Raw genomic sequence first — 25786 nt, 5'->3', positions numbered from 1 at the left:
AAGAATTAAACTTCGTAATGAATTACGTGTTCACTCTTGAGACTTGGTATTCATTTTTCGTCTTGCGACGTTAAGAATCCGTATCTTCGAGTGCCCACACAGATTGTCTGACAAATTGTTAAAGAGCAGTTGCGACGCAGCTTTCAGCTCACTGTCGCGAGGTGGCGTATATTACGCTTTCCTCTTTCAGAGTCAACCCTGAATTTCAGGATTTTTCTCTTCAACCGAACTGGCTGTTTGTGTGAAGTGATTCACATCCGCCGTGTCGATGGAGGCGCATTATAGGGAGTCGGTTCAGGAAGACAAGCGAAAAAATGCATTTTTGTTTCAACCGCTCACCTTTTAATCATCACGCCGGTTTTTGCTGCTTTTTTATCGCTTGTGGCAGGTCTGCCAGGCTATTTAACACCCAATCCGCTGCATTTTCTGCTTCCGGAGTAATAGGTTTACCTGTGCGCACCAGTACTTTTGTTCCCACGTTCGCCGCAGCCGCTGCTTGCATATCTTCTAATTTATCGCCCACCATATAAGAAGCGGCCATATCAATATGTAAATAATCACGTGCTGACAAAAGCATCCCCGGATGTGGTTTGCGGCAATCGCAGACCTGGCGAAACTCTTCAACACTACCCTGCGGATGATGCGGGCAATAATAGATGCCATCCAGATCGACATCGCGGTCCGCCAGCGACCAGTCCATCCACTCGGTCAGCGTTTCAAACTGTGCTTCAGTAAATTTACCGCGAGCAATGCCAGACTGGTTGGTTACTACCACCAGCGCAAAGCCCATTTTTTTTAGCTCGCGCATGGCGTCAATAACACCGTCGATAAATTCAAAGTTGTCGATCTCATGGACATAGCCGTGATCGACATTAATGGTGCCATCACGGTCAAGAAAAATTGCGGGTACGCTCTTCGCCACCTTTTATAGCTCCTTAATAAGGCATGTGGCACTAGTATCGCATGTTTCGACCTGCAAGAAAGTGCTCTTCGCATAAACCTGATTGATTTAGACGTCTGGATGCCTTAACATCCATTTCATTGACGGCGTTGCCCGTTTCAGGCATTCGAAATGCCACGACTAACTTAATGACGATAATAAATAATCAATGATAAAACTTTCGAATATCACCAAAGTGTTCCACCAGGGCACCCGCACCATCCAGGCGTTAAACAACGTCAGCCTGCATGTGCCAGCTGGACAAATTTATGGCGTTATCGGTGCCTCAGGCGCGGGTAAGAGTACACTTATACGTTGTGTAAACCTGCTGGAGCGCCCAACCGAGGGTAGCGTGCTGGTTGATGGCCAGGAGCTGACCACGCTGTCAGAATCTGAGTTGACTAAAGCTCGCCGCCAGATTGGTATGATTTTCCAGCATTTTAACCTGCTCTCTTCGCGTACTGTTTTTGGCAACGTGGCTCTGCCGCTGGAGCTGGACAACACGCCGAAAGACGAAATCAAACGTCGCGTGACGGAATTGCTGTCATTGGTTGGTCTTGGTGATAAGCATGATAGCTATCCGTCGAACCTTTCTGGTGGGCAGAAACAGCGTGTGGCGATTGCCCGTGCGTTAGCCAGCAATCCTAAAGTATTGCTGTGTGATGAAGCCACCAGCGCGCTGGACCCGGCAACGACACGTTCTATTCTCGAACTGCTGAAAGACATCAACCGCCGTCTGGGTTTGACGATTCTGTTGATCACTCACGAAATGGACGTTGTGAAGCGCATTTGTGATTGCGTGGCGGTGATCAGCAATGGCGAACTGATCGAGCAGGACACGGTAAGTGAAGTGTTCTCGCATCCGAAAACGCCGCTGGCGCAGAAGTTTATTCAGTCGACCCTGCATCTGGATATCCCGGAAGATTACCAGGAACGTCTGCAAGCGGAGCCATTCGCTGACTGCGTGCCGATGCTGCGTCTGGAGTTTACCGGTCAATCGGTCGATGCCCCACTGCTTTCTGAAACCGCGCGTCGTTTCAACGTCAACAACAACATTATTAGCGCGCAGATGGATTACGCCGGTGGCGTTAAGTTCGGCATCATGCTGACTGAAATGCACGGCACACAACAAGATACGCAAGCCGCCATTGCCTGGCTGCAGGAACACCATGTAAAAGTAGAGGTACTGGGTTATGTCTGAGCCGATGATGTGGCTGCTGGTTCGTGGCGTATGGGAAACGCTGGCAATGACCTTCGTATCCGGATTTTTTGGGTTTGTGATTGGTCTGCCGGTTGGCGTCCTGCTTTATGTCACGCGTCCGGGGCAAATTATTGCTAACGCGAAGCTGTATCGTACCGTTTCTGCGATTGTGAACATTTTCCGTTCCATCCCGTTCATTATCTTGCTGGTATGGATGATTCCGTTTACCCGCGTTATTGTCGGTACATCGATTGGTTTGCAGGCAGCGATTGTTCCGTTAACCGTTGGTGCAGCACCGTTTATTGCCCGTATGGTCGAGAACGCTCTGCTGGAGATCCCAACCGGGTTAATTGAAGCCTCCCGCGCAATGGGTGCCACGCCAATGCAGATCGTTCGTAAAGTGCTGTTACCGGAAGCGTTGCCGGGTCTGGTGAATGCGGCAACTATCACCCTGATTACCCTGGTCGGTTATTCCGCGATGGGTGGTGCAGTCGGTGCCGGTGGTTTAGGTCAGATTGGCTATCAGTATGGCTACATCGGCTATAACGCGACGGTGATGAATACGGTACTGGTATTGCTGGTCATTCTGGTTTATTTAATTCAGTTCGCAGGCGACCGCATCGTCCGGGCTGTCACTCGCAAGTAACGTTCAACACAACATAAATAATTGAAGAAGGAATAAGGTATGGCGTTCAAATTCAAAACCTTTGCGGCAGTGGGAGCCCTGATTGGATCACTGGCACTGGTAGGCTGCGGTCAGGATGAAAAAGATCCAAACCACATTAAAGTCGGCGTGATTGTTGGTGCCGAACAGCAGGTTGCAGAAGTCGCGCAGAAAGTTGCGAAAGACAAATATGGCCTGGACGTTGAGCTGGTCACCTTCAACGACTATGTTCTGCCAAACGAAGCATTGAGCAAAGGCGATATCGACGCCAACGCCTTCCAGCATAAACCGTACCTTGATCAGCAACTGAAAGATCGTGGCTACAAACTGGTCGCAGTAGGCAACACTTTTGTTTATCCGATTGCAGGTTACTCCAAGAAAATCAAATCACTGGATGAACTGCAGGATGGTTCGCAGGTTGCCGTGCCAAACGACCCAACTAACCTTGGTCGTTCACTGCTGCTGCTGCAAAAAGTGGGCTTGATCAAACTGAAAGATGGCGTTGGCCTGCTGCCGACCGTTCTTGATGTTGTTGAGAACCCAAAAAATCTGAAAATTGTTGAACTGGAAGCACCGCAGCTGCCGCGCTCTCTGGACGACGCGCAAATCGCTCTGGCAGTTATCAATACCACCTATGCCAGCCAGATTGGCCTGACTCCAGCGAAAGACGGTATCTTTGTCGAAGATAAAGAGTCCCCGTACGTAAACCTAATCGTAACGCGTGAAGACAACAAAGACGCCGAAAACGTGAAGAAATTCGTCCAGGCTTATCAGTCTGACGAAGTTTACGAAGCAGCAAACAAAGTGTTTAACGGCGGCGCTGTTAAAGGCTGGTAATATTTAGGCTGTTTCCACAATTTGTAATATCATTCAGGACGGGCGCTTGCCCGTCTTGTCATTTTTACAAGCGCCTGATTCAATATTGACGTTTTGATCATACATTGAGGAAATACTATGCGTGCTTTACCGATCTGTTTAGTAGCACTCATGCTAAGCGGCTGTTCCATGTTAAGCAGATCCCCTGTCGAACCCGTTCAAAGCACTGCACCCCAGCCGAAAGCGGAGCCTGCAAAACCGAAAGCGCCGCGCGCCACGCCGGTCCGAATTTATACCAATGCAGAAGAATTAGTCGGCAAACCGTTCCGCGATCTCGGTGAAGTCAGTGGCGACTCTTGCCAGGCCTCTAATCAGGACTCTCCGCCGAGCATTCCAACCGCACGTAAGCGGATGCAAATCAACGCCTCGAAAATGAAAGCCAATGCGGTATTACTGCATAGCTGCGAAGTCACCAGCGGTACGCCAGGCTGCTATCGTCAGGCTGTATGTATCGGTTCTGCGCTTAACATCACGGCGAAATGAGCAGTTTCCAGTTCGAGCAAATAGGCGTTATTCGCTCGCCCTATAAAGAAAAATTCGCCGTTCCGCGCCAGCCAGGTCTGGTAAAAAGCGCCAACGGCGAACTGCATCTCATTGCTCCCTACAACCAGGCCGACGCCGTTCGCGGCCTGGAAGCGTTCAGCCATTTATGGATCCTTTTCGTCTTTCATCAAACGATGGAAGGCGGCTGGCGTCCAACTGTGCGTCCGCCTCGTCTTGGCGGTAATACCAGAATGGGTGTTTTCGCTACGCGCTCCACTTTCCGCCCTAACCCGATTGGTATGTCGCTGGTAGAGCTGAAAGAGGTTGTTTGCCATAAAGATAGCGTGATTCTGAAGCTCGGCAGTCTGGATCTCGTCGATGGTACGCCGGTAGTGGATATCAAACCGTATCTCCCCTTTGCTGAATCGCTTCCCGATGCCAGTGCCAGCTATGCGCAAAGTGCGCCAGCGGCAGAAATGGCGGTGAGTTTTACCGCAGAGGTCGAAAAGCAGCTTTTGACGCTGGAGAAGCGTTATCCGCAGTTAACGCTGTTTATCCGCGAAGTACTGGCGCAGGACCCGCGCCCGGCCTATCGTAAAGGTGAGGAAACGGGCAAAACCTATGCCGTCTGGCTGCATGATTTTAACGTTCGCTGGCGCGTCACCGACGCAGGTTTTGAAGTCTTTGCGCTGGAACCGCGTTAAATTCACGCCCTTCTCTTTTGACATTTCTTTTGCACTGGTAAACTAAATCACTTTTTTTGTCCCAGGCTCGCCTTGAGCCTGTTCTACCTTCCAACTGGAACCGTAACAACATGCGTACTAGCCAATACCTGCTCTCCACTCTCAAGGAGACACCTGCCGACGCCGAGGTGATCAGCCATCAGCTGATGCTGCGCGCCGGGATGATCCGCAAGCTGGCCTCCGGGTTATATACCTGGCTGCCGACCGGCGTGCGCGTTCTGAAAAAAGTCGAAAACATCGTGCGTGAAGAGATGAACAACGCCGGTGCGATCGAGGTGTTAATGCCGGTGGTTCAGCCATCTGAACTGTGGCAAGAGAGTGGTCGTTGGGAACAGTATGGCCCGGAATTGCTGCGTATTGCTGACCGTGGTGACCGTCCGTTCGTACTTGGCCCAACTCATGAAGAAGTGATTACCGACCTGATTCGTAACGAGCTGAGCTCTTACAAACAGCTGCCGCTGAACTTCTATCAGATCCAGACCAAGTTCCGCGACGAAGTGCGTCCGCGTTTCGGCGTCATGCGTTCCCGCGAATTCCTGATGAAAGATGCTTACTCTTTCCATACTTCTCAGGAATCCTTACAGGAAACCTACGATGCAATGTATGCGGCCTACAGCAAAATCTTCAGCCGCATGGGGCTGGATTTCCGCGCCGTACAGGCCGACACCGGTTCTATCGGCGGTAGCGCCTCTCACGAATTCCAGGTGCTGGCGCAGAGCGGTGAAGACGATGTGGTCTTCTCCGACACCTCTGACTATGCAGCGAACATTGAGCTGGCAGAAGCTATCGCGCCGAAAGAACCGCGCGCTGCTGCTACCCAGGAAATGACGCTGGTTGATACGCCGAACGCGAAAACCATCGCGGAACTGGTTGAACAGTTCAATCTGCCGATTGAGAAAACGGTTAAGACTCTGCTGGTTAAAGCCGTTGAAGGCAGTAGCTTCCCGCTGGTTGCGTTGCTGGTGCGCGGTGACCACGAGCTGAACGAAGTTAAAGCAGAAAAACTGCCGCAGGTTGCCAGCCCGCTGACTTTTGCGACCGAAGAAGAAATTCGTGCCGTGGTTAAAGCCGGTCCGGGTTCACTGGGTCCGGTAAACATGCCGATTCCGGTGGTGATTGACCGTACCGTTGCGGCGATGAGTGATTTCGCTGCTGGTGCTAACATCGATGGTAAACACTACTTCGGTATCAACTGGGATCGCGATGTCGCTACCCCGGAAATTGCTGATATCCGTAACGTGGTGGCTGGCGATCCAAGCCCGGATGGTCAGGGTACGCTGCTGATCAAACGTGGTATCGAAGTCGGTCACATCTTCCAGCTGGGTACCAAGTACTCCGAAGCACTGAAAGCCTCCGTACAGGGTGAAGATGGCCGTAACCAAATCCTGACGATGGGTTGCTACGGTATCGGTGTAACGCGTGTGGTAGCAGCGGCGATTGAGCAGAACTACGACGAACGCGGCATCGTATGGCCTGACGCTATCGCGCCGTTCCAGGTGGCGATTCTGCCAATGAACATGCACAAATCCTTCCGCGTACAGGAACTTGCTGAGAAACTGTACAGCGAACTGCGCGCACAAGGTATCGAAGTGCTGCTGGATGACCGCAAAGAGCGTCCGGGCGTGATGTTTGCTGATATGGAACTGATCGGTATTCCGCACACTATCGTGCTGGGCGACCGTAACCTCGACAACGACGATATCGAATATAAATATCGTCGTAACGGCGAGAAACAGTTAATTAAGACTGGTGACATCGTCGATTATCTGGTGAAACAGATTAAAGGCTGATGCCAGAAAGGGTCCTGAATTTCGGGGCCCTTTTTTACATGGATTGTATAAAATGGATAAACCAAAGGCGTACTGCCGCCTGCTTCTCCCCTGCTTTCTTTTACTTTCGGCCTGTACCGTTGATATCAGCCAGCCAGACTCATCAGCCACAGCGGTAAATGCCGAGGCGAAAACATGGGCTGTTAAATTCCAGCATCAAAGCTCTTTCACCGAACAATCAATAAAAGAAATAACAGAACCAGATCTCAAACCCGGCGATTTGCTTTTCTCCTCAAGCCTTGGGGTAACCTCATTTGGTATCCGCGTATTCAGCACTTCCTCTGTGAGTCACGTTGCAATCTATTTGGGAGATAATAACGTTGCCGAAGCGACAGGCGCTGGCGTCCAGATTGTTTCACTTAAAAAAGCCATGAAGCATAGTGATAAGCTTTTCGTCTTACGAGTCCCGGACCTTACCCCGCAACAAGCCACAGAAATCACCGCGTTCGCCAATAAAATCAAAGATAGCGGTTATAACTATCGCGGCATTGTCGAATTTATTCCATTTATGGTGACTCGCCAGATGTGCTCACTGAATCCGTTCTCCGAGGATTTTCGCCAACAGTGCGTCAGCGGCCTGGCGAAAGCGCAGTTAAGTAACGTTGGCGAAGGAGACAAAAAGTCGTGGTTTTGTTCGGAATTTGTCACTGATGCATTTGCCAAATCCGGGCATCCGCTTACGCTGGCGCAATCGGGCTGGATTAGCCCTGCCGATCTGATGCATATGCGTAGTGGTGATGTCTCTGCATTTAAACCAGAAACGCAGTTACAGTATATTGGGCACCTGAAGCCAGGGATTTATATTAAAGCAAGTCGCTTTGTTGGACTGACTCAGTGATAAAAGCCAGCCTCGTGCGCAAAATGCCGGATGCGGCGTGAACGCCTTATTCGGCCTACAAAATCGTGCTAATTCAAAATATTGCATTGTATGCTTTAGGCCTGATAAGCGCAGCGCATGAGGCAATATTTCATTTGTTTCTGTCTCAAGACGGGTTACAGCCCCAAACTACTGCAATCATGGTTCGGGTAAAATTTACCCGCCGTATCGGGCGCTAATACTTTAGTCGGCGCACCGGTATCGGGATTAGCCTCCAGCGTAAAGTGACCTTCAACTGACAGTAACACTGGTTTTTCACTGTTACCCCGCGCAGCCAGGTAGCCACGCTCCAGCTCTGCGTTATTCGCCACAATAAAACGTTTTCCGGTCGCGCAATCAGTAAAGGTCGCCGCATCAGCCATATAGAAATACATGCCACGCAGGGTCATCGGCGTCATTGGCATGCTCGATTTTGCCGGTTCCAGCGTGTAGTTGAACTGCGATTCAATGGGATTACCTTCACGATCGAGCATCTCCAGTGCATCCCCTTTCGCTCGATAATATGACTTTTCACCTTTGCTGTCGGTTAATACCAGCTTGTCGGCAGTTCGCGCCCATGTACCGTAGGAGGCAAAGGATGAAGGCTCTTCACGAGCGCCAAGATAGCGCTCGCTCATCACCCAGGTTCCATCTTTTTCGAGGAACAGAGAGGTTTCGATCCCTTCGCAATCGGCACACGGCAGCACGCCGCGCCAACTTTGCGGCATCGGTTTCAGTTCGGCAGCCTGCGCCGGAGAAAGCGTGTCGACTTCGGCCCGATTGTTACATCCCATCAGAGTAAAGAGGCTGATTACAGCCATCGCTGTCACTATCGCTTTTCTCACCATCCATTCCTTCTTTTTACTCCCGACCGCTGCGCACTTTGCCGCGCATCGCCTTCACGCTTGATTTTTGTGCCTTCGATGCCAGCCTGCGCTCTTTTGATGCGCGGGTGGGCCGCGTGGGTCGTCGGGCTTTTTGTTCTGTTGTTAATTCTTTAATCACTGCCACCAACCGGGCCAGCGCCGCTTCGCGGTTGAGCTCCTGACTACGGTATTCCTGCGCCTTAATGACAATCACGCCATCGCTGCTGATTAAATGATGGCTGGCGGCGAGCAGGCGCTCTTTGTAATACTCTGGCAGGCTGGACGCCCGAATGTCAAAACGCAGATGAATGGCCGTTGAGGTCTTATTAACATGCTGCCCGCCCGCGCCCTGCGCACGAATGGCGGTGATCTCAAGCTCACCATCGGGGATAGCAACATGTCGGGAAATCACAATCATGAAGGTTGTTGCCAGGCGGTTAAGTTCACTTCCAGATTATTCTTATCATCCGATAACCAGATCACGCCATCCTGAATCGTTGCCTGCAGCGTCATGGTACGATCGGCAAAGGCGCTCACTTTCGCCAGCTGCTCGTCGTCCAGATACCAGACGGAAAGATTGGCAAACTGCGCACATTTGCTCTGATTTTGCTGCCACCAGATTTGCGCCGCCCGACTATTATAGGCAAACAGCGCCACTTCTGCGGCCTGAGTGCAGGCTTTCTTAATCCGTCGCTCATCCGGCAGCCCCAGTTCAATCCATAAATCAATGCCCAGGTGATCGTTACGCAGCCACGCTTCCGGCTCATCATCGGCACACAAACCTCGGGTAAATTGCAGACGTTCATCAGCATATTTCAGCCACGCCAGCAGGCGCAGCATCATGCGCTCCTGGGTTTCTGAAGGATGGCGCGCCAGCGTCAGAGAGGCATCGAGAAACTGGTTGCGGTCGAGATTGGCCACATTAACCGTCGCTTTATAAATCGTCGCTTTAAGCGCCATAAGAAAACTCCTTTCGAATCAGGAGGCCATTGTAACGGAATACGTGCAGTTGCGGCGCTGATATTGCAGAAATGAGTGTGGTATAGTCACCTTGCGAAACAGAGTTTATCTTCGTAGGCTTAGACTTGCATCCACGGTTAAGTCAGAGTGCTGACAGGAGGGCATGTGGAAAAATATTGTGAGTTAATACGCAAGCGGTACGCGGAAATCGCCAGCGGAGACTTAGGATACGTTCCGGACGCGCTGGGCTGCGTTTTGAAAGTGCTGAATGAAATGGCTGCCGACGACGCCCTTTCTGAGGCTGTCAGGGAAAAAGCAGCATACGCTGCGGCAAACTTACTGGTGAGCGATTATGTCAATGAATGATACGTATCAACCAATCAATTGTGATGATTACGATAATCTTGAGCTCGCCTGCCAGCATCATTTAATGCTGACGCTGGAGCTGAAAGATGGCGAAAAATTGCAGGCGAAGGCCAGCGATTTAGTCTCCCGCAAAAATGTGGAATATCTGGTCGTCGAAGCCGCTGGTGCAACCCGCGAGCTGCGTCTGGATAAAATTACCAGCTTTAGCCACCCGGAAATCGGTACGGTGGTGGTGAGCGAGTCCTGATTGACTTTCGCCGGATGCGACGTTTGATGCGTCTTATCCGGCTTTCACTTGACTAAGCGTTTTCTGCCAGACAAAACTTATGCCATTCTCACCTTCAGCCACACCTTCTTGCGTCACAAATACCCCTGCCGCCGCAATCAGCGTTTCGCCATAAAACAGCAGTGGCGTGGTGTCACGTAGCCACGGCGGAACGCCTAACTCTTGCCAGATTTTCTTTAACTTACGCCCACCATTGCGCCCGACAATATGCAGCAATCCAGGCGCTTTGAAACGCACGCTGACCGCTTCGTCTGCACGCGGAGGGCGAATATCGCCTCCCGCAGTAAGCTGTACACTTCCCAGCGCCGCCGGTAATTCCAGCGGTTGTAACCACGTCTGCCACGGCACAATGGTTTCGCTTTGCCCAGTGACGGATTTAATCCACCACAGTTGCGATTGATAGCGGCGGATTTCAAACGCCCCCAAACGTAAACAGGGGGAAGCATCTTCTCGCGCCAGCGCCACTTCCTGCCAGAGCCTCACCAACGCGTCGCGGGAAGGCATCGGTGCATTCTGCCCTGCCAGCCAGCGGCGGATAATCGCCGCGCGACGGGCATCACTCATCGCCAGCATTGGCGCAATCTGCAGCGTCCCCTGCGGCGTTTGACAGTGTGCTAAATCATCTGCCAGCAGTTCATCCAGCAGGCTCTCTTGCTCAGCACAAAGTGCAGCGCTGCGGGCCGTTGCTTCGGCAAAATGCGGCCAACGCTGCTGCAATAACGGCACTACGCGCAGGCGCAGAAAGTTACGATCGTATGAGTCATCCTGATTACTTTCGTCTTCAATCCAGCGTAAACCATGCGCTAACGCCCACTGCTCCAGTTCCCCCCGCGTGCGGGCAAGCAACGGGCGGATAAGCCGTGTTCCGGCAAACTCCGAAACTTCCGCCATAGCCGAAAGCCCGGCAGGGCCGCTACCGCGTTTTAGCGCCAGCAGAAAGGTTTCACATTGATCGTCAAGATGTTGCGCTGTAACCAGCACTTCGCCGGGTAACAAGGTGCGGGCAAATGCCTGATAACGCGCCTGCCGAGCCTGAGCCTCAATACCTAGCCCCTCTTGCGCAAGCTGCACACGTTCGACCACCAGCGGCACCTGCCACTGTTGGCAGATGTTTTCACAATGTTTCACCCATGCATCAGCATTGGCGCTTAAACCGTGATGCACATGGATAGCGCGCAGAGTGACGCCCGGATTTTCCGTCCGCCACTGCACCAGTTGATGCAGTAAGACAGTAGAATCAAGGCCGCCGCTAAAGGCCACCAGAATCTGGCGTGAGGAGAGAAGTTGTCTATTGAGCGTGAGTGTCATGATGGTGCGATTTTACAGTAGCAATGCCGGGCACGTTACCGGGCAAATGCGGCGATGACAAGCCTTACTGCTCATACAGTTCCAACGGCAGCCCGTCCGGATCGTTAAAGAACGTGAAGCGTTTTTGCGTGTAGGGATCGACACGGATGGCTTCACACTTCACGTTATGGCTTTCAAGGTGCGCCACTGCCGCATCGATATCATCAACGCTAAAAGCCAGATGACGCAGGCCGCAAGCTTCCGGTCGGCTGGGGCGCTCCGGCGGGAACGGAAATGAGAAAAGCTCAATCACATATTGCCCATTAAGCGCCAAATCCCCTTTCCACGAGTCGCGCGCTTCGCGATAGACTTCGCTTTGCAGCGTGAAACCAAGAATATCGCAGTAGAAAGCTTTGCTCACCGCATAATCCGTCGCAATAATCGCAATATGGTGAACCTGTTTTAAACCCAGCATAACGTCTCCTTTATTTGTTAACAGCACGTTACTCGCCTGGAAGCCGCTCTGGCAAGTTATCCAGCCATTTTTAGGACTCGTACGCGGTAAACGCCGTCTTCGTCCTGTTTCGCGCCATGAATATCCGTTTCAAAACCGGGGTAATGTTGCCCCACTGAACAAAGCATTAGCAGAAAATCGAGTACTGTGCGGCTCTCTTTGGTCAGCATTTCTCCAGGCATCAACAGCGGTACGCCCGGTGGATAAGGCAGGATCATATTTGCCGATACTCTACCGACCAGTTGTTCCAGCGCAATGGTTTCTACTTCACCTTTAATCTGTCTCTGCCATGCCTGATGTGGCGTCATGATCATTTCCGGCAAAGTATCGAATGCCCGCAACATCAAACCGGAAAGATCGTGTTTACGAATCAGCTTATGGATCCCTTGCGCCAGATCCTGAATACGCATATTGCGGTAGAAATCGGGATCTTCAGCATAGAGATCGGGTAGCATATTTTTGATCCGCAGGTTGAGATCGTAAGAGCGCTTAAATTCCGTCAACCCACGCAATAATCCCATTGCCTTGGTTTTATCGATGCCAATACTAAAAAGAAACAGCAGGTTATACGGGCCGGTTTTCTCTACTACGATCCCACGTTCGTCGAGGAATTTTGCCACCAGCGCCGCCGGGATCCCCTCCTCGCTCATATTGCCCTGCTCGTCCATCCCCGGTGTCAAAATAGTGACTTTAACCGGATCGAGAAACATATGATCGGCATCCGCATCGTTAAAGCCGTGCCACCGTTCGCCTGGCGCGACGGGCCAGCATTCGGCTTCATCCACCTGCGGCGGTTGCCAGATATCAAAAAACCAGCCGTCAGACTCTTCCCGCAGCCGCTGGACCTCTTTGCGAAAATGCAGAGCTCGTTCTACTGAACGGTTAATCAGCCGTTTGCCAGGATTACCACGCAGCATCGCCGCCGCCGTCTCAACCGAAGCAACAATGGGATAACTGGGCGAGGTGGTGGTATGCATCATAAAGGCTTCGTTGAACGCCTCCTCGTCATACTCGCCTTTAATGTGGATCAGCGAAGCCTGCGATAACGCCGCCAGCATTTTGTGGGTAGATTGCGTTTCGAAGATCACTTTTCCCGCAACACGCTCGCCGCTCATACCACTTTTACCCTGGTAGATCGGATGAAAATGGGTGTACGGCACCCAGGCAGAATCGAAGTGAATCGACGGGACATCCAGCGTCTGTTTGATCCAGTCGGTGTTGTAGAGCAAGCCATCATAGGTGGAGTTGGTAATCACCGCATGAACCGGCCATTGTGCTTGCGTGGTAGCAGCGACTTTCTCTTCGATGCTGTCGCGAGTAAATTCACGGCGCGGGATCCCACCAAGAATCCCCAACGCATTACGCGTCGGTTTCAGCCAAACTGGCACTACATCGTTCATCATCAACAGATGCGCCAGCGATTTATGACAATTGCGGTCGATCAACAGCGTACTGCCGGATGGCGCGGCGTACATACCCACAATTTTGTTCGACGTCGATGTTCCGTTGGTAACGATATAACTCTGTTCCGCGCCAAACGTCCGCGCGATGTACTCTTCCGCTTCCAGGTGTGGCCCGGTGTGGTCGAGCAACGAACCAAGCTCGGTGACCGAAATAGAGACATCAGCCTTAAGAGTATTCCCGCCGAAAAAATCATAAAACAGACAGCCAACCGGGCTTTTTTGATATGCGGTGCCGCCCATATGACCCGGCGTACAAAAGGTGTACTTCCGCTCTTTGACGTAGGTAAACAAGGCTTTCGTGAACGGCGGTGTAATGTTATCAAGATATTCGTCGGTGTACTGACGCATACGAATGGCGATATCTTCCGCCTGCCCTAGCGCATATTCAAAAAACCAGAGCGCCATCCGCATATCCTGCACGCTGACATCCATCGTCGAGTGGGTGTTGATGAAGGCATAAAGCGGGAGATATTCATTAAGCTGATTGATATCGCTACATAAATCGAGACTGTACTCATCCCAGTCAAAAATCACGCCGCAAATTCGAGGGTTATGTTCGATAAATTTCAGCAAATCAACGCTGTTTTGTGGCCAGATAATCTGAAAGCCTTGCGCCACCAGCGCCGACTCCAGTTCTTTGATGGGCTCATCTTTATAAAAGACGCCATGCGGTCCCATAATGGCAATGATGTTCATGTGTTCCTCCTGGAAAATCCTTCCTTAATCATAGCCTGCTCAAACCATGGCGATAAAAAAGGGCCACCGAAGTGACCCTTTTTCAGAACTTTTGCGAATTACGCGTAACCGTAGCTCATCAGGCGCTGATAACGACGATTTTTTAAATCTTCAGTGCTTAACACGTCGAGATCGGCCAGATCCGCCAGCAGTTGCGCTTTCAACGATGCCGCCATCGCTTCCGGGTTACGGTGAGCGCCGCCCAGCGGTTCCGGGATGATGGAGTCGATCAGTTTCAGTTCTTTCAGGCGCGGAGCGATGATACCCATCGCTTCAGCCGCCAGCGGCGCTTTGTCGGCGCTCTTCCACAGAATGGACGCACAACCTTCCGGCGAGATAACGGAATAGGTGCTGTATTGCAGCATATTCACTTTATCGCCCACGCCAATCGCCAGCGCACCGCCAGAACCACCTTCACCGATAACCGTACAAACTACCGGTACGCCGAGGCGAGACATTTCACGCAGGTTGCGTGCAATGGCTTCAGACTGACCACGCTCTTCTGCACCCACGCCAGGATAAGCCCCCGGGGTGTCGATAAAGGTGATGATAGGCATCTTAAAGCGTTCAGCCATTTGCATCAGACGCAGTGCTTTACGGTAACCTTCTGGCGCTGGCATACCAAAGTTACGGCGAATTTTTTCTTTGGTTTCACGACCTTTTTGATGACCAATGATCATCACCGGACGACCATCGAGACGGGCGATACCACCGACGATAGCTTTATCGTCTGCATACGCGCGGTCGCCAGCCAGTTCGTCAAATTCATCAAATGCCAGGCGAACGTAATCCAGGGTATAAGGACGCTGTGGATGGCGTGCCAGTTGCGCAATCTGCCATGCACCGAGATCGGCGAAGATTTTACGCGTCAGTTCTACGCTTTTTTCACGCAGACGATGCACTTCTTCATCGATGTTAATATCCAGTTTCTCATCCTGGCGGCTAACCGCAGTCAGAGAATCGATTTTCGCTTCCAGCTCTGCAATCGGCTGTTCAAAATCAAGGAAATTCAGACTCATAGTATTCCTGTATTAGTCAAACTCCAGTTCCACCTGCTCCGAACCAATGAGGCCACGGAGATCGTTTAATAAACGATCGCTCGGAGAGACACGCCACGTCGCGCCAAAACGCAACCGCGCGCGTGCATCCGCCCTCTGATAGTAGAGATGTACTGGAATTGTCCCAGAGCGGTGGGGTTCCAGAGACTGACGGAGTCGGTTTAAAAGCTGGTCATCAATTTGCCTGTCCGTCAGCGAGATAGCAAGCCCGCGAGCATATTTTTCCCGGGCTTCGTCAATATCCATCACTTCGCGAGCGGTCATTTTAAGCCCACCGCTGAAGTCATCAAAGCTGACCTGTCCGCTGACGATAAGTATGCGGTCTTTTTCCAGCAATTGCTGGTATTTATCCAGGGCGTCAGTAAACAACATCACTTCCAGCCGCCCGGAACGGTCATCCAGCGTGCAGATACCGATACGATTGCCGCGCTTGGTGACCATAACCCGCGCAGCAACAACGAGCCCCGCAGCCGTGATGACTTTACCACGTTCTGTCGGGTGCATGTCTTTCAGCCTTATGCCTCCGACATAACGCTCAATCTCTTTTAAATACTGGTTGATAGGGTGTCCCGTCAGGTACAGACCTAACGTTTCACGTTCCCCATCTAATACCACCTGCTCCGGCCACGGTTGGCAGCTGGCGTAGGATTGTTCAATTTGTTCCGGCTCTTCTGCCAGCACGCCGAACATATCGGCCTGACCGATGGCTTCCGCTTTTGCGTGTTGATCAGCCGCTTTTAACGCATCGCCCAGCGAGTTCATCAACGCCGCGCGGTGTGGCCCAAGACGGTCAAACGCCCCGGACATGATCAATTTTTCCAGCACTCGCCGGTTTAACTTTTTGGTGTCGGTTCGGGCGCAGAGATCAAACAGTTCGCGGAAGTAGCCGCCTTTATTACGGGCTTCGATGATGGCCTCAATCGGACCTTCACCGACCCCTTTGATCGCGCCAATACCATACACGATTTCGCCGTCGTCGTTGACGTGGAAATGGTAAAGACCGGAGTTTATATCTGGTGGCAGGATTTTCAGCCCCATCCGCCAGCACTCATCCACCAGGCCCACCACCTTCTCGGTGTTGTCCATATCGGCGGTCATTACCGCCGCCATAAACTCCGCCGGATAGTGCGCTTTCAGCCATAACGTTTGATATGACACCAAAGCATAGGCCGCAGAGTGCGATTTGTTAAATCCGTAACCCGCGAATTTCTCCACCAGGTCGAAGATTTTCATCGCCAGTTCGGCGTTAATTCCGTTCTTTTCTGCACCTTCAGCAAATACAGAACGCTGCTTAGCCATCTCTTCCGGCTTTTTCTTACCCATCGCACGACGCAGCATATCCGCGCCACCGAGGGTATAACCAGAAAGCACCTGGGCAATCTGCATGACCTGTTCCTGATACAGGATGATGCCGTAGGTTGGCTCCAGTACCGGTTTCAGGCTTTCATGCTGCCACTGCACGTCCGGATAGGAGATCTCTTCGCGACCATGTTTACGGTCGATAAAGTTATCCACCATCCCTGACTGCAACGGACCAGGGCGGAACAGTGCCACCAGTGCGATCATATCTTCGAAGCAGTCAGGTTGCAGACGCTTGATCAGGTCCTTCATGCCGCGCGATTCAAGCTGGAATACCGCCGTGGTTTCCGAGCGTTGCAGCATGTCGAAGCTTTTCTTGTCATCCAGCGGGATCGCGGCGATATCCAGCGGCGGCTCGCCATTCTTCGCCCGCCGCTTGTTGATCATCTCCAGCGCCCAGTTGATGATGGTGAGCGTACGCAAACCGAGGAAGTCGAACTTCACCAGCCCGGCGTATTCAACGTCGCTTTTATCAAACTGGGTGACCGGATGTTTGCCCTCTTCATCGCAGTAAAGCGGCGCAAAATCGGTAATTTTGGTCGGTGCGATAACCACCCCACCGGCGTGCTTACCGGCGTTACGGGTGACCCCTTCCAGTTTGCGCGCCATGTCGATCAGCGCCTTAACTTCTTCATCCGCTTCGTAGATTTCCGGCAGCTGCGGCTCGGCTTCAAACGCTTTCGCCAGCGTCATCCCCGGATCGGGCGGGATCAGTTTCGAGATACGATCGACAAAGCCGTACGGATGGCCCAGCACGCGGCCTACGTCGCGGATCACCGCTTTCGCCGCCATCGTACCGAAGGTGATAATCTGCGATACCGCATCGCGACCGTACATGTCCGCCACATGTTCGATAACCTGGTCGCGTTTCTCCATACAGAAGTCAACGTCGAAGTCAGGCATGGAGACACGTTCCGGGTTAAGGAAACGTTCGAACAGCAGGTCAAATTCCAGCGGATCGAGGTCGGTGATTTTCAGCGCGTAGGCCACCAGTGAACCCGCACCGGAGCCACGGCCTGGCCCTACCGGTACGCCGTTATCTTTCGACCACTGGATAAATTCCATAACGATGAGGAAGTAACCCGGGAAGCCCATCTGGTTGATAACCTGAAGTTCAGTCTCCAGACGCTCGTCATATTCCGGGCGGCGCTTCAGACGTTCTTCCTCGTCAGGGAATAAAAAGGCCAGACGCTCTTCCAGGCCTTCTTTTGCACGCTTGACCAGATAATCTTCGGTGCTCATGTCCCCGGTCGGGAATTGCGGCAAGAAGTATTCACCCAGACGCACAGTTACGTTACAACGTTTGGCTATCTCAACGGTGTTGGCAAGGGCTTCGGGAATGTCGGCAAAAAGCTCGCACATCTCCTCTTCGCTACGCATATATTGCTGCGGCGAATAGTTACGCGGGCGTTTAGGATCGTCGAGGGTAAAGCCGTCGTGGATCGCGACGCGGATTTCGTGTGCGTCAAAGTCGCTGCTGTCGATAAAGCGCACGTCGTTGGTCGCCACGACGGGTAAACCGCGCGCTTCCGCCAGTTCCACCGCCGCGTGCAGATAGCTTTCTTCGTCCGGCCTGCCGGTGCGGATCAGCTCGAGAAAATAGCGATCCGGGAAGTGTTCTTCATAAAACGCGACACACTCATCTACCAGCGCGCTGTTACCACGCAAAAGACTGCGTCCGACGTCGCCCATGCGCCCGCCGGAAAGAAGGATCAACCCTTCGTTTAATTCGATAAGCCAGTCGCGATCGATGATCGGCCCGGCGGCACCGTACCCGCGCTGATACGCTTTTGAGATCAGCAACGTCAGATTCTGATAGCCGGTATTGTTCGCCGCCAGCACCGTCAGGTGGGTTAACTCATCACCCAGCAGGTCACACTGGACATTAAAATCTGCCCCGACGATAGGCTTAATCCCTGCGCCATGTCCCGCTCCGTAGAACTTCACCAGACCACAAAGGTTGGTGAAATCGGTGATCGCCAGTGCTGGCATACCCAACGCCGCCGCCTTTTTTACCAGCGGTGCGGTTTTGGCCAGGCCATCGATCATCGAGTAGTCGCTGTGCACCCGCAGGTGTACGAAACGTGGTTCAGACATCTTCAGATTCCGGTTTACTTAATCTCGACACAAGAATCAGGACGCAAGTCCCAGTGCGCGTTTGACAGGCCCAAAGCTGCGACGATGATGTTCAGTCGCGCCATATTCAGCCAGTTTTTCCAGATGAAAAGCGGTTGGATACCCTTTATGTTGGGCAAAACCATATTGCGGGAAAACAATATCCAGCGCCGCCATTTCGGCGTCACGCGTCACTTTCGCCAGGATAGACGCGGCACTGATTTCCGGTACGCGGCTATCGCCTTTCACCACAGCCATTGAAGGCATCGGTAATTTCGGGCAGCGGTTACCATCAATCAACACATATTCCGGCGCAATATGCAGTCCAGCGACGGCACGCTGCATCGCCAGCATGGTCGCATGTAAAATATTCAGTTCGTCGATTTCGTGAGGTTCCGCGCGGCCCAGACTCCAGCTCAACGCTTTCTCTTTGATCTCTTCACAGAGCGCCAGACGGCGTTTTTCGCTCAGCTTTTTGGAATCATTCAGCCCGGCAATTGGGCGCGCCGGGTCAAGGATCACCGCAGCGGTGACGACCGCACCAACTAACGGCCCGCGCCCGACTTCATCCACACCCGCAACCAGCTGCGTGTGCGGATAGACAAATTCGATCATTGTGCTAACTCCAGAACGGCTTGTGCCGCCTGCTCATCGGCATTGCAGCGGATCTGCTGATGCAGCTCGCGGAAGGTGTCGTGCATCGCATGGCTGGTTTTCCCGTTCGCCAACAGCGGTAACAGCGCCGCAGCCAATTTTTGCGGCTCACACTCTTCCTGCAATAACTCTTTGACTAACTCTCTGCCCGCCAGCAGATTTGGCAGCGAGACATAATCAGTTTTCACCAGTCGCTTCGCCAGCCAGAAGGTGAAAGGCTTCATGCGATATCCCACTACCATCGGGCATTTAGCCAGCATACACTCCAGTGCTGCCGTACCCGACGCCAGTAGCGCCGCATCACTGGCGACCATCGCCTCACGGCCCATTCCATCCAGCAAATGAACCGACAGGTCTGGCGCGACTGCAGCTTTGATGCGTTCAAACTGCTCGCGGCGTTTGGCATTCACCAGCGGCACCACGATTTCGAGATCCGGATATGTCTGGCGCAAAAGCTGGGCCGTTTTCAGGAAATCGGCACTAAGCATTTCGACTTCTGCACCACGGCTGCCCGGCAACAATGCCAGACAGTGGGCATCGTAAGGGATACCCAGCACATCACGGGCACCATTTTTATCTGGATCTAATGGCATGGCATCAGCCATGGTATGACCGATAAAGCGGCACGGTACGTTGTATTTGTCATAAAACGCCTTTTCGAAAGGCAGAAATGCGAGCACCAGATCGGTGGCTCTGCCTATTTTGAAAACGCGTTTCTGTCGCCACGCCCAGACGGACGGACTGACGTAATGAATGGTTTTGATACCCTGCTTTTTGAGGTTACCTTCAAGAGTAATATTGAAGTCAGGCGCATCAATACCAACAAAAACATCTGGCTTCAGTTCGCCAAAACGCTTTGTCAGATCGGCACGAATATGTAGTAAGCGACGCAGACGACCGAGCACTTCAACAATGCCCATCACTGCCAGTTCTTCCATTTCGTACCAGGCTTCGCAGCCTTCAGCCTGCATTCGTGGCCCGGCAACACCAACAAAGCGGGCGTTGGGCACACGTTCTTTCAGAGCGCGGATTAAACCGGCCCCCAGGATATCGCCGGAGGTTTCTCCGGCGACCAGGGCAATCGTTAATGGACGCTGTTCAGTCATTAACGAATCAGACCGCGCGTTGAGCGTGCAAAGAAATCGGTAAAGGCTTTCACTTCCGGATATGTTTCCGCCAGTTCAGCAATTTCCGGTTTCACTTCATCGAGCGTTTTACCGCTACGATAAATCAGCTTATACGCATTGCGGATAGCGGTAATCGCCTCACGGCTGAATCCGCGGCGCTTCAGCCCTTCGATATTGACACCGAACGGCGTTGCGTGGTTACCCTGCGCAATGACATAAGGAGGGACGTCCTGCGCCACACCGGAGCAGCCGCCAACCATCACATGCGCACCAATGATGCAGAACTGATGGACTGCGGTCATGCCGCCGATGATCGCGAAGTCGTCAACCGATACGTGACCCGCCAGCGTTGCGTTGTTGGCGAGGATGCAGCGGTTACCTACCGTACAATCGTGCGCAATGTGCGCATTGATCATCAGTAAGTTGTCGCTGCCCACCTTCGTCAATCCACCGCCCTGGACTGTGCCACGATGAATGGTGACGCTTTCGCGAATGCGGTTACGATCGCCGATTTCCACGCGGGTCGGTTCGCCAGCATATTTCAGATCCTGGTTAACTTCGCCGATGGAGGCGAACTGATAAATCTCATTATCGCGGCCAATTTTAGTATGACCATTCACGACAACGTGAGATTTCAGTACGGTACCCTCACCAATTTCGACATGGGGTCCAACGATACAAAAAGGACCAATGTGAGCGTTCGCGCCAATCGACGCGCCCTCTTCCACAATGGCGGTTGGATGCACAAAGGCGGATTTATCAATCACGTATCAGGCCTCCCGGCTACGAGCACACATCATCGTTGCTTCGCAAACTACTTTACCGTCGACCAGAGCAACCCCTTTAAAACGGGTCAGGCCGCGGCGCGTTTTTTCGAAAGTGACTTCCATGATCATTTGATCGCCAGGCACGACCGGGCGCTTAAAGCGCGCTTCGTCAATACCGGCGAAGTAGTACAGCTCACCCGGTTCCAGTTTTCCTACGCTTTTAAACGCCAGAATACCTGTTGCCTGTGCCATTGCTTCCAGAATCAGCACACCCGGGAAAATCGGTTTTCCAGGGAAATGGCCCTGGAAGAATGGCTCATTGACAGAGACATTTTTTACTGCGCGCAGAAAACGACCTTCTTCAAAATCCAGCACGCGATCCACCAGTAAGAACGGGAAACGGTGCGGCAGAAGTTCTAAAATCTCTTCAATCTGCAGAGTATGAGTGTTAGTAGTCAAGATACTCTTCCTGTCAAAATATAAGAAACGACAATAATAACACGGCCTGCCGCAATCGTAAGAATGAGACAGGCCGTAAAGTTTGGCGAACAAAAGATGGAACGTTAGTCTTGTTGATTAACCTTGCGCTCAAGCGATTTCAGACGCTTGCTCATGTCATCAATGTTCATCACCAGTGCAGCGGTTTTGCGCCAGACTTTGTTGGGTTGCAGCGGAATGCCTGAGGAATAGACGCCTGGTTCAGTGATGGGACGCATCACCATACCCATGCCCGTAACCGTCACTTTGTCGCATATTTCCATATGCCCGTTGATTACGCTGGCTCCGCCGATCATGCAGTAACGACCAATTTTCAGGCTGCCCGCCATAATGACGCCACCGGCAACTGCCGTATTGTCGCCAATCACGACGTTATGTGCAATCTGGCACTGGTTATCAATGATCACGCCATTGCCAATAACAGTGTCATCCAGCGCGCCGCGATCGATGGTTGTGCAGGCACCGATCTCCACGCGATCGCCAATAATTACGCGACCAATCTGTGGGATCTTCACCCAGTTACCACGATCGTTGGCATAACCAAAGCCGTCTGCGCCTACCACTGTTCCGGACTGGATCAGGCAATTCTGACCGATCTGGATCTCATGGTAAATGGTTACGTTCGCCCAGAGACGCGAACCTGCACCGATTTTGCTGTTTTTACCTACGAAGCAACCGGCACCGATAATCACGTTATCGCCCAGTTCAACGCCGGACTCAATCACCGCGTTAGCGCCAATCGATACGTTGTTACCCAGCTTCGCCGTCGCGTCGATCACCGCACTCGGTGCAATGTTTTGCGCGGGCTGCGGCGTGGTATCTAAAATTTGCGCCATGCGCGCGTAAGTCAGGTAGGGATTCTTCACTACCAGCGCGGCACTTTTCGCGAAAGGAAGATCGTCCTGGGTCATGACAACCGCGGACGCCTGGCACAAGCCTAAATGCTCACGGTATTTTGGGTTAACCATGAACGTGATGTGACCTGTTTGTGCAGATTGCATGGACGCAACGCCGGTGATGACGATATCGCCATCACCGTGTAGTTCTGCATCCAACTGCTGCGCTAAATCAGCCAGTCGAATTGAAGGCATTACTTATTTAACCTGTTTCAGTACGTCAGCAGTGATGTCTTTTACATCGCTGCTGTTGTAAGCAACGGCGTTTGCATCAACAACCAGATCGATGCTCTGGCTGCTGGCAACGGATTTCACAGCAGTCTGGATACGAGTAACCAGTTTGCCGCGTTCTTCGTTGGAACGACGTGCGCGATCCTGCTCAAAAGCCTGCGCTTTCTGAGCAAAAGTCTGGCGCTGAGCCATCACGTCTTTTTCCAGCTTAGTGCGATCGCTGCCCGCTTTCATGGACTGCAGCTTTTTCATTTTAGCCTGCAGATCGGTTTCCATACGCTGCAGTTCGCTGGCACGGCCTTTGAACTCGTTTTCCAGCGTGTTAGAAACACCGGTTTTCTGCGCTACCTGCTGGAACAGGCTGCCCATATTGACGATTGCAATTTTGTCAGCCGCCTGAGCAGAAGTTGCCAGTGCTAAACCGAGACCTGCAGCTAATAACCACTTTTTCACAATAAACTCCTTACCATCCCATTTGCACCGGAGGGTGCAGTTCTTTGCGTGGCCCGGCGATCTTATATTGATCGCCTAAAGTCATCGCTACACTACCACTACATTCCTTTGTGGAGAACACTTACCAGGTTTTACCGATGTTAAACTGGAACTGTTCTGCCTTGTCTCCATCGTACTTTTTGAACGGCTGGGCGTAGGAGAACACCAACGGCCCCAATGGGGACATCCATTGTAATGCGATACCCGCAGACATGCGGATATTGCTTGGATCACTATAGTCCGGATATCCAGAATATTGGCTGGAATCCCAGTTTGTATCCCAAACGGTACCCATATCCCAGAAGAAGGAAGTACGAACCGAGTTAGCATACTTATCGCTAATAAACGGCGTCGGGGTGATGAACTCGAGGCTGGCAACCGCCATGGCGTTACCGCCTACAGCATCATCCGATTTACACAGATCTTTCGCGCCGTCCTGAGTCGCACATTCGTAATCATAGTCCGGATCATAATTACTGGCCTGATGCGGGAAGTAAACCGCTTTCGGACCAATGGTGTTGGACTGGAAGCCACGCACGGTGCTGGAACCACCGGCATAGAAGTTCTCATAGAACGGCATCTCTTTGCCGCCTAAACCATCACCATAACCCCAGCGGGTACGACCCAGAACAACCCATTTGTGATCGTCATCAATCGGCACATAAGTCGCCGTGTCTAACGTCACTTTGTAGTATTCGTTATCCGATCCCGGAATGGTCACTTTACCGGTCAGGTTGACACGTGAACCATCTGTCGGGAAGTAACCACGGTCAAGCTTGTTATAGGTCCAACCATAGTTGAACGTGAAGTCGTCCGTTTTGAAGCTGTTATCCTGATCAGAGGTGCTCGGATGTTCACCCATAGAGTACAGATAACGCCACATCGCAACCTGAGGCTGCATGTTGGACAGGGAGTTATGTACATAACCCAGACCTGCACGCAGCGAGTTATATTCGTTGATCGGGAAGCCCAACGTCACGTCTGTACCATAACTCTTGTTGGTATAGTCGGACAGGTCGGCGTCATCTGCCTGGAAGTCATTATAGAAGAGACGACCACCGAGGCTTACGCCATCTACGGTGAAGTACGGGTTGGTTACCGACAGTTCAGCATAGGTCTGGTAATCGTTTTTGGTCCCGTTGATACCAACAGCATAACCCGTACCTAACCAGTTATCCTGTTGCACACCAGCCTGGAAGCTCACGCCACTTTCAGTACCGTAACCAATCCCGAAGTTGAAGCTACCGGTGTTACGTTCTTTCACCTTGTAAACTACATCAACCTGATCCGGGCTCCCCGGAACACGTTGGGTATCGGTATCGACAGTTTCAAAGAAGCCCAGACGATTCAGACGCTCCTTACCCTGATCGACCAGATCGCTCCCCAGCCATGCACCTTCCATCTGACGCATTTCGCGACGCAGGACGGCATCTTTCGAGGTATCGTTACCTTCAAAACGGATCTTACGCACATAGAAACGGTTACCAGCATCAACGTTCACGCGTAATTTAACGGTTTTGTCGGCATCGTTAATTTCAGGCATCGACTGTACGCGCGGATAGGCATAACCATAGCGACCAAGAAGCTTTTTAATGTCATCTTCCATTTTGGTCACTTTGGTGCCGTTATACAGCTCGCCCGGCTCGATCTTAGTCAGCTGCTCAATTTCAGCGGAGTGCCCGGCAAGGTTGCCGCTCACTTCAACGCCAGAAAGCTTGTACTGATCGCCTTCGGTGATGTTCACCGTGACGTAAATACCTTTTTTATCTGGCGTCAGACTGACCTGGGTAGAATCGATGTTGAAACGGGCATAACCGCGATCCAGATAGTAACTGCGCAGGGTTTCAAGGTCGCCTGCCAGTTTCTGTTTCTGGTATTTACGATCGCCTACCACGTTCCACCACGGCACTTCGTCACGCAGTTGGAAATGAGAGATCAGTTCATCGGTGGTGAAAGCATGGTTACCAACAATGTTAATTTGCTGGATTTCAGCTGACACACCTTCCTGGAACACCAGTTTTAGGTCAACACGGTTGCGCGGCAGCGGGGTCACGACAGCTTTAACGCTGGCGCTATATTTACCGACGCTGTAGTAGAAGTCTTCCAGACCTTTCTCGATATCGGCAATGGTGGTGCGATCGAGGGATTCGCCCACACGCACGCCAGAAGCCTCGAGGTTTTGCTTCAGCATGTCATCTTTCACCGATTTGTTACCGGAGAAAGTAATGCTGGCAATGGTCGGACGTTCTTTTACCTGAACCAGAAGGGTATCACCATCACGAAGGACGCGAACATCCTCAAAGTTGCCGGTAGCAAACAGAGCGCGAATGGTATTACTGATATCTTCATCATTAACCGTGTCGCCTGTGCGCACCGGCATACTGAGGAGGGCCGCACCAACGGCGACACGCTGAAGGCCTTCGAAATGAATATCTTTCACTACGAACCCTTCAGCACCGTATACGGTGGCGCTGCTAAACAGCAGCGACGCTATGAGCAACTTTTTCATCGCCATCGTTA

General features: G+C 52.1%; 25 protein-coding genes. 9 read left to right on the top strand and 16 right to left on the bottom strand.

Annotated features, from left to right (window positions below; translation table 11 throughout):
- Nucleotides 1–349: 349 nt before the first annotated feature.
- Nucleotides 350–922 (bottom strand): D-glycero-beta-D-manno-heptose 1,7-bisphosphate 7-phosphatase, encoded by a 573-nt coding sequence (gene gmhB / locus ACJHYW_RS17210; RefSeq protein ID WP_001140174.1) that lies wholly within the window; start codon nucleotides 920–922, stop codon nucleotides 350–352.
- A 187-nt stretch (nucleotides 923–1109) separates the two neighbouring features.
- Between gmhB and metN the strand changes: the two genes are divergently transcribed.
- From metN to ACJHYW_RS17175, 7 genes are all read left to right on the top strand, one after another.
- Nucleotides 1110–2141 carry a methionine ABC transporter ATP-binding protein MetN gene (gene metN / locus ACJHYW_RS17205; RefSeq protein WP_000593991.1) on the top strand — a complete coding sequence of 344 codons (1032 nt, stop codon included), beginning with the start codon at nucleotides 1110–1112 and terminating at the stop codon, nucleotides 2139–2141.
- Nucleotides 2134–2787 (top strand): methionine ABC transporter permease MetI, encoded by a 654-nt coding sequence (locus ACJHYW_RS17200; RefSeq protein ID WP_001294600.1) that lies wholly within the window; start codon nucleotides 2134–2136, stop codon nucleotides 2785–2787. Before metN ends, ACJHYW_RS17200 begins: the two co-directional genes overlap by 8 nt.
- 39 nt (nucleotides 2788–2826) lie before the next feature.
- The gene (metQ, locus tag ACJHYW_RS17195; RefSeq protein WP_000874226.1) at nucleotides 2827–3642 is read left to right on the top strand and encodes a methionine ABC transporter substrate-binding lipoprotein MetQ; all 816 of its coding nucleotides are present in this window, start codon (nucleotides 2827–2829) and stop codon (nucleotides 3640–3642) included.
- 117 nt (nucleotides 3643–3759) lie between these two features.
- Entirely contained in the window at nucleotides 3760–4164 is a 405-nt protein-coding gene (gene rcsF / locus ACJHYW_RS17190; protein WP_001202329.1) for an Rcs stress response system protein RcsF, read from the top strand.
- Nucleotides 4161–4868 carry a tRNA (N6-threonylcarbamoyladenosine(37)-N6)-methyltransferase TrmO gene (tsaA, locus tag ACJHYW_RS17185; protein ID WP_000094026.1) on the top strand — a complete coding sequence of 236 codons (708 nt, stop codon included), beginning with the start codon at nucleotides 4161–4163 and terminating at the stop codon, nucleotides 4866–4868. The genes rcsF and tsaA overlap by 4 nt, the downstream gene beginning before the upstream one ends.
- 110 nt (nucleotides 4869–4978) lie before the next feature.
- Complete coding sequence (gene proS, locus ACJHYW_RS17180; protein WP_001260694.1) at nucleotides 4979–6697, top strand: proline--tRNA ligase; 1719 nt, start codon at nucleotides 4979–4981, stop codon at nucleotides 6695–6697.
- Between the two features lie 52 nt (nucleotides 6698–6749).
- Entirely contained in the window at nucleotides 6750–7574 is an 825-nt protein-coding gene (locus ACJHYW_RS17175) for a YaeF family permuted papain-like enzyme (RefSeq protein ID WP_000360455.1), read from the top strand.
- A gap of 155 nt (nucleotides 7575–7729) precedes the next feature.
- Here the strand turns inward: ACJHYW_RS17175 and nlpE are convergent, their stop codons facing one another.
- Genes nlpE through ACJHYW_RS17160 form a run of 3 tightly spaced genes read right to left on the bottom strand, consistent with a single transcriptional unit; the run spans nucleotide 7730 to nucleotide 9418 of the window.
- The gene (nlpE, locus tag ACJHYW_RS17170; RefSeq protein WP_000251765.1) at nucleotides 7730–8440 is read right to left on the bottom strand and encodes an envelope stress response activation lipoprotein NlpE; all 711 of its coding nucleotides are present in this window, start codon (nucleotides 8438–8440) and stop codon (nucleotides 7730–7732) included.
- Nucleotides 8441–8453: 13 nt separating this feature from the next.
- Nucleotides 8454–8876: an alternative ribosome rescue aminoacyl-tRNA hydrolase ArfB gene (gene arfB / locus ACJHYW_RS17165; RefSeq protein WP_000635550.1), complete on the bottom strand. Its 423-nt coding sequence runs from the start codon at nucleotides 8874–8876 to the stop codon at nucleotides 8454–8456.
- A complete protein-coding gene (locus tag ACJHYW_RS17160) occupies nucleotides 8873–9418 on the bottom strand; it encodes a YaeQ family protein (RefSeq protein ID WP_001185310.1) in 546 nt (181 codons plus the stop codon). Before ACJHYW_RS17160 ends, arfB begins: the two co-directional genes overlap by 4 nt.
- Before the next feature lie 165 nt (nucleotides 9419–9583).
- Between ACJHYW_RS17160 and ACJHYW_RS17155 the strand changes: the two genes are divergently transcribed.
- Together ACJHYW_RS17155 and rof are read left to right on the top strand one after the other, a co-directional pair.
- Complete coding sequence (locus tag ACJHYW_RS17155) at nucleotides 9584–9784, top strand: YaeP family protein (protein WP_000417058.1); 201 nt, start codon at nucleotides 9584–9586, stop codon at nucleotides 9782–9784.
- On the top strand, nucleotides 9771–10031 hold the full coding sequence (gene rof, locus ACJHYW_RS17150; protein ID WP_000062311.1) for a Rho-binding antiterminator: 261 nt from the start codon (nucleotides 9771–9773) through the stop codon (nucleotides 10029–10031). Before ACJHYW_RS17155 ends, rof begins: the two co-directional genes overlap by 14 nt.
- Before the next feature lie 33 nt (nucleotides 10032–10064).
- Here the strand turns inward: rof and tilS are convergent, their stop codons facing one another.
- From tilS to bamA, 12 genes are all read right to left on the bottom strand, one after another.
- On the bottom strand, nucleotides 10065–11378 hold the full coding sequence (tilS, locus tag ACJHYW_RS17145) for a tRNA lysidine(34) synthetase TilS (RefSeq protein ID WP_000176520.1): 1314 nt from the start codon (nucleotides 11376–11378) through the stop codon (nucleotides 10065–10067).
- A 64-nt stretch (nucleotides 11379–11442) separates the two neighbouring features.
- Complete coding sequence (locus ACJHYW_RS17140) at nucleotides 11443–11832, bottom strand: VOC family protein (RefSeq protein WP_000901098.1); 390 nt, start codon at nucleotides 11830–11832, stop codon at nucleotides 11443–11445.
- Between the two features lie 56 nt (nucleotides 11833–11888).
- Nucleotides 11889–14030 (bottom strand): lysine decarboxylase LdcC, encoded by a 2142-nt coding sequence (gene ldcC / locus ACJHYW_RS17135; RefSeq protein ID WP_001020982.1) that lies wholly within the window; start codon nucleotides 14028–14030, stop codon nucleotides 11889–11891.
- A 98-nt stretch (nucleotides 14031–14128) separates the two neighbouring features.
- Nucleotides 14129–15088, bottom strand: coding sequence for an acetyl-CoA carboxylase carboxyl transferase subunit alpha (gene accA / locus ACJHYW_RS17130; RefSeq protein WP_000055741.1), 960 nt, complete (start codon nucleotides 15086–15088; stop codon nucleotides 14129–14131).
- Between the two features lie 12 nt (nucleotides 15089–15100).
- On the bottom strand, nucleotides 15101–18583 hold the full coding sequence (gene dnaE / locus ACJHYW_RS17125; protein ID WP_061093015.1) for a DNA polymerase III subunit alpha: 3483 nt from the start codon (nucleotides 18581–18583) through the stop codon (nucleotides 15101–15103).
- A gap of 36 nt (nucleotides 18584–18619) precedes the next feature.
- On the bottom strand, nucleotides 18620–19216 hold the full coding sequence (gene rnhB / locus ACJHYW_RS17120; RefSeq protein WP_000569424.1) for a ribonuclease HII: 597 nt from the start codon (nucleotides 19214–19216) through the stop codon (nucleotides 18620–18622).
- Nucleotides 19213–20361 carry a lipid-A-disaccharide synthase gene (lpxB, locus tag ACJHYW_RS17115; RefSeq protein WP_000139678.1) on the bottom strand — a complete coding sequence of 383 codons (1149 nt, stop codon included), beginning with the start codon at nucleotides 20359–20361 and terminating at the stop codon, nucleotides 19213–19215. Before lpxB ends, rnhB begins: the two co-directional genes overlap by 4 nt.
- The gene (lpxA, locus tag ACJHYW_RS17110) at nucleotides 20361–21149 is read right to left on the bottom strand and encodes an acyl-ACP--UDP-N-acetylglucosamine O-acyltransferase (RefSeq protein ID WP_000565966.1); all 789 of its coding nucleotides are present in this window, start codon (nucleotides 21147–21149) and stop codon (nucleotides 20361–20363) included. Before lpxA ends, lpxB begins: the two co-directional genes overlap by 1 nt.
- A 3-nt stretch (nucleotides 21150–21152) precedes the next feature.
- The gene (gene fabZ, locus ACJHYW_RS17105; protein ID WP_000210739.1) at nucleotides 21153–21608 is read right to left on the bottom strand and encodes a 3-hydroxyacyl-ACP dehydratase FabZ; all 456 of its coding nucleotides are present in this window, start codon (nucleotides 21606–21608) and stop codon (nucleotides 21153–21155) included.
- Nucleotides 21609–21712: 104 nt separating this feature from the next.
- Nucleotides 21713–22738, bottom strand: a complete 1026-nt coding sequence (gene lpxD, locus ACJHYW_RS17100) for a UDP-3-O-(3-hydroxymyristoyl)glucosamine N-acyltransferase (RefSeq protein ID WP_001139282.1) — start codon at nucleotides 22736–22738, stop codon at nucleotides 21713–21715.
- A 3-nt stretch (nucleotides 22739–22741) separates the two neighbouring features.
- A complete protein-coding gene (gene skp / locus ACJHYW_RS17095) occupies nucleotides 22742–23227 on the bottom strand; it encodes a molecular chaperone Skp (protein WP_000758958.1) in 486 nt (161 codons plus the stop codon).
- 121 nt (nucleotides 23228–23348) lie between these two features.
- Entirely contained in the window at nucleotides 23349–25781 is a 2433-nt protein-coding gene (gene bamA, locus ACJHYW_RS17090) for an outer membrane protein assembly factor BamA (protein ID WP_001240896.1), read from the bottom strand.
- Nucleotides 25782–25786 lie beyond the last annotated feature (5 nt).

Origin of the sequence: Escherichia sp. WS3063 (assembly GCF_046486595.1) — a bacterium.
Taxonomy (GTDB): domain Bacteria; phylum Pseudomonadota; class Gammaproteobacteria; order Enterobacterales; family Enterobacteriaceae; genus Escherichia; species Escherichia coli.
Note: the sequence above shows the minus strand (reverse complement) of the source record. Positions and strands in the feature narration are given on the sequence as shown.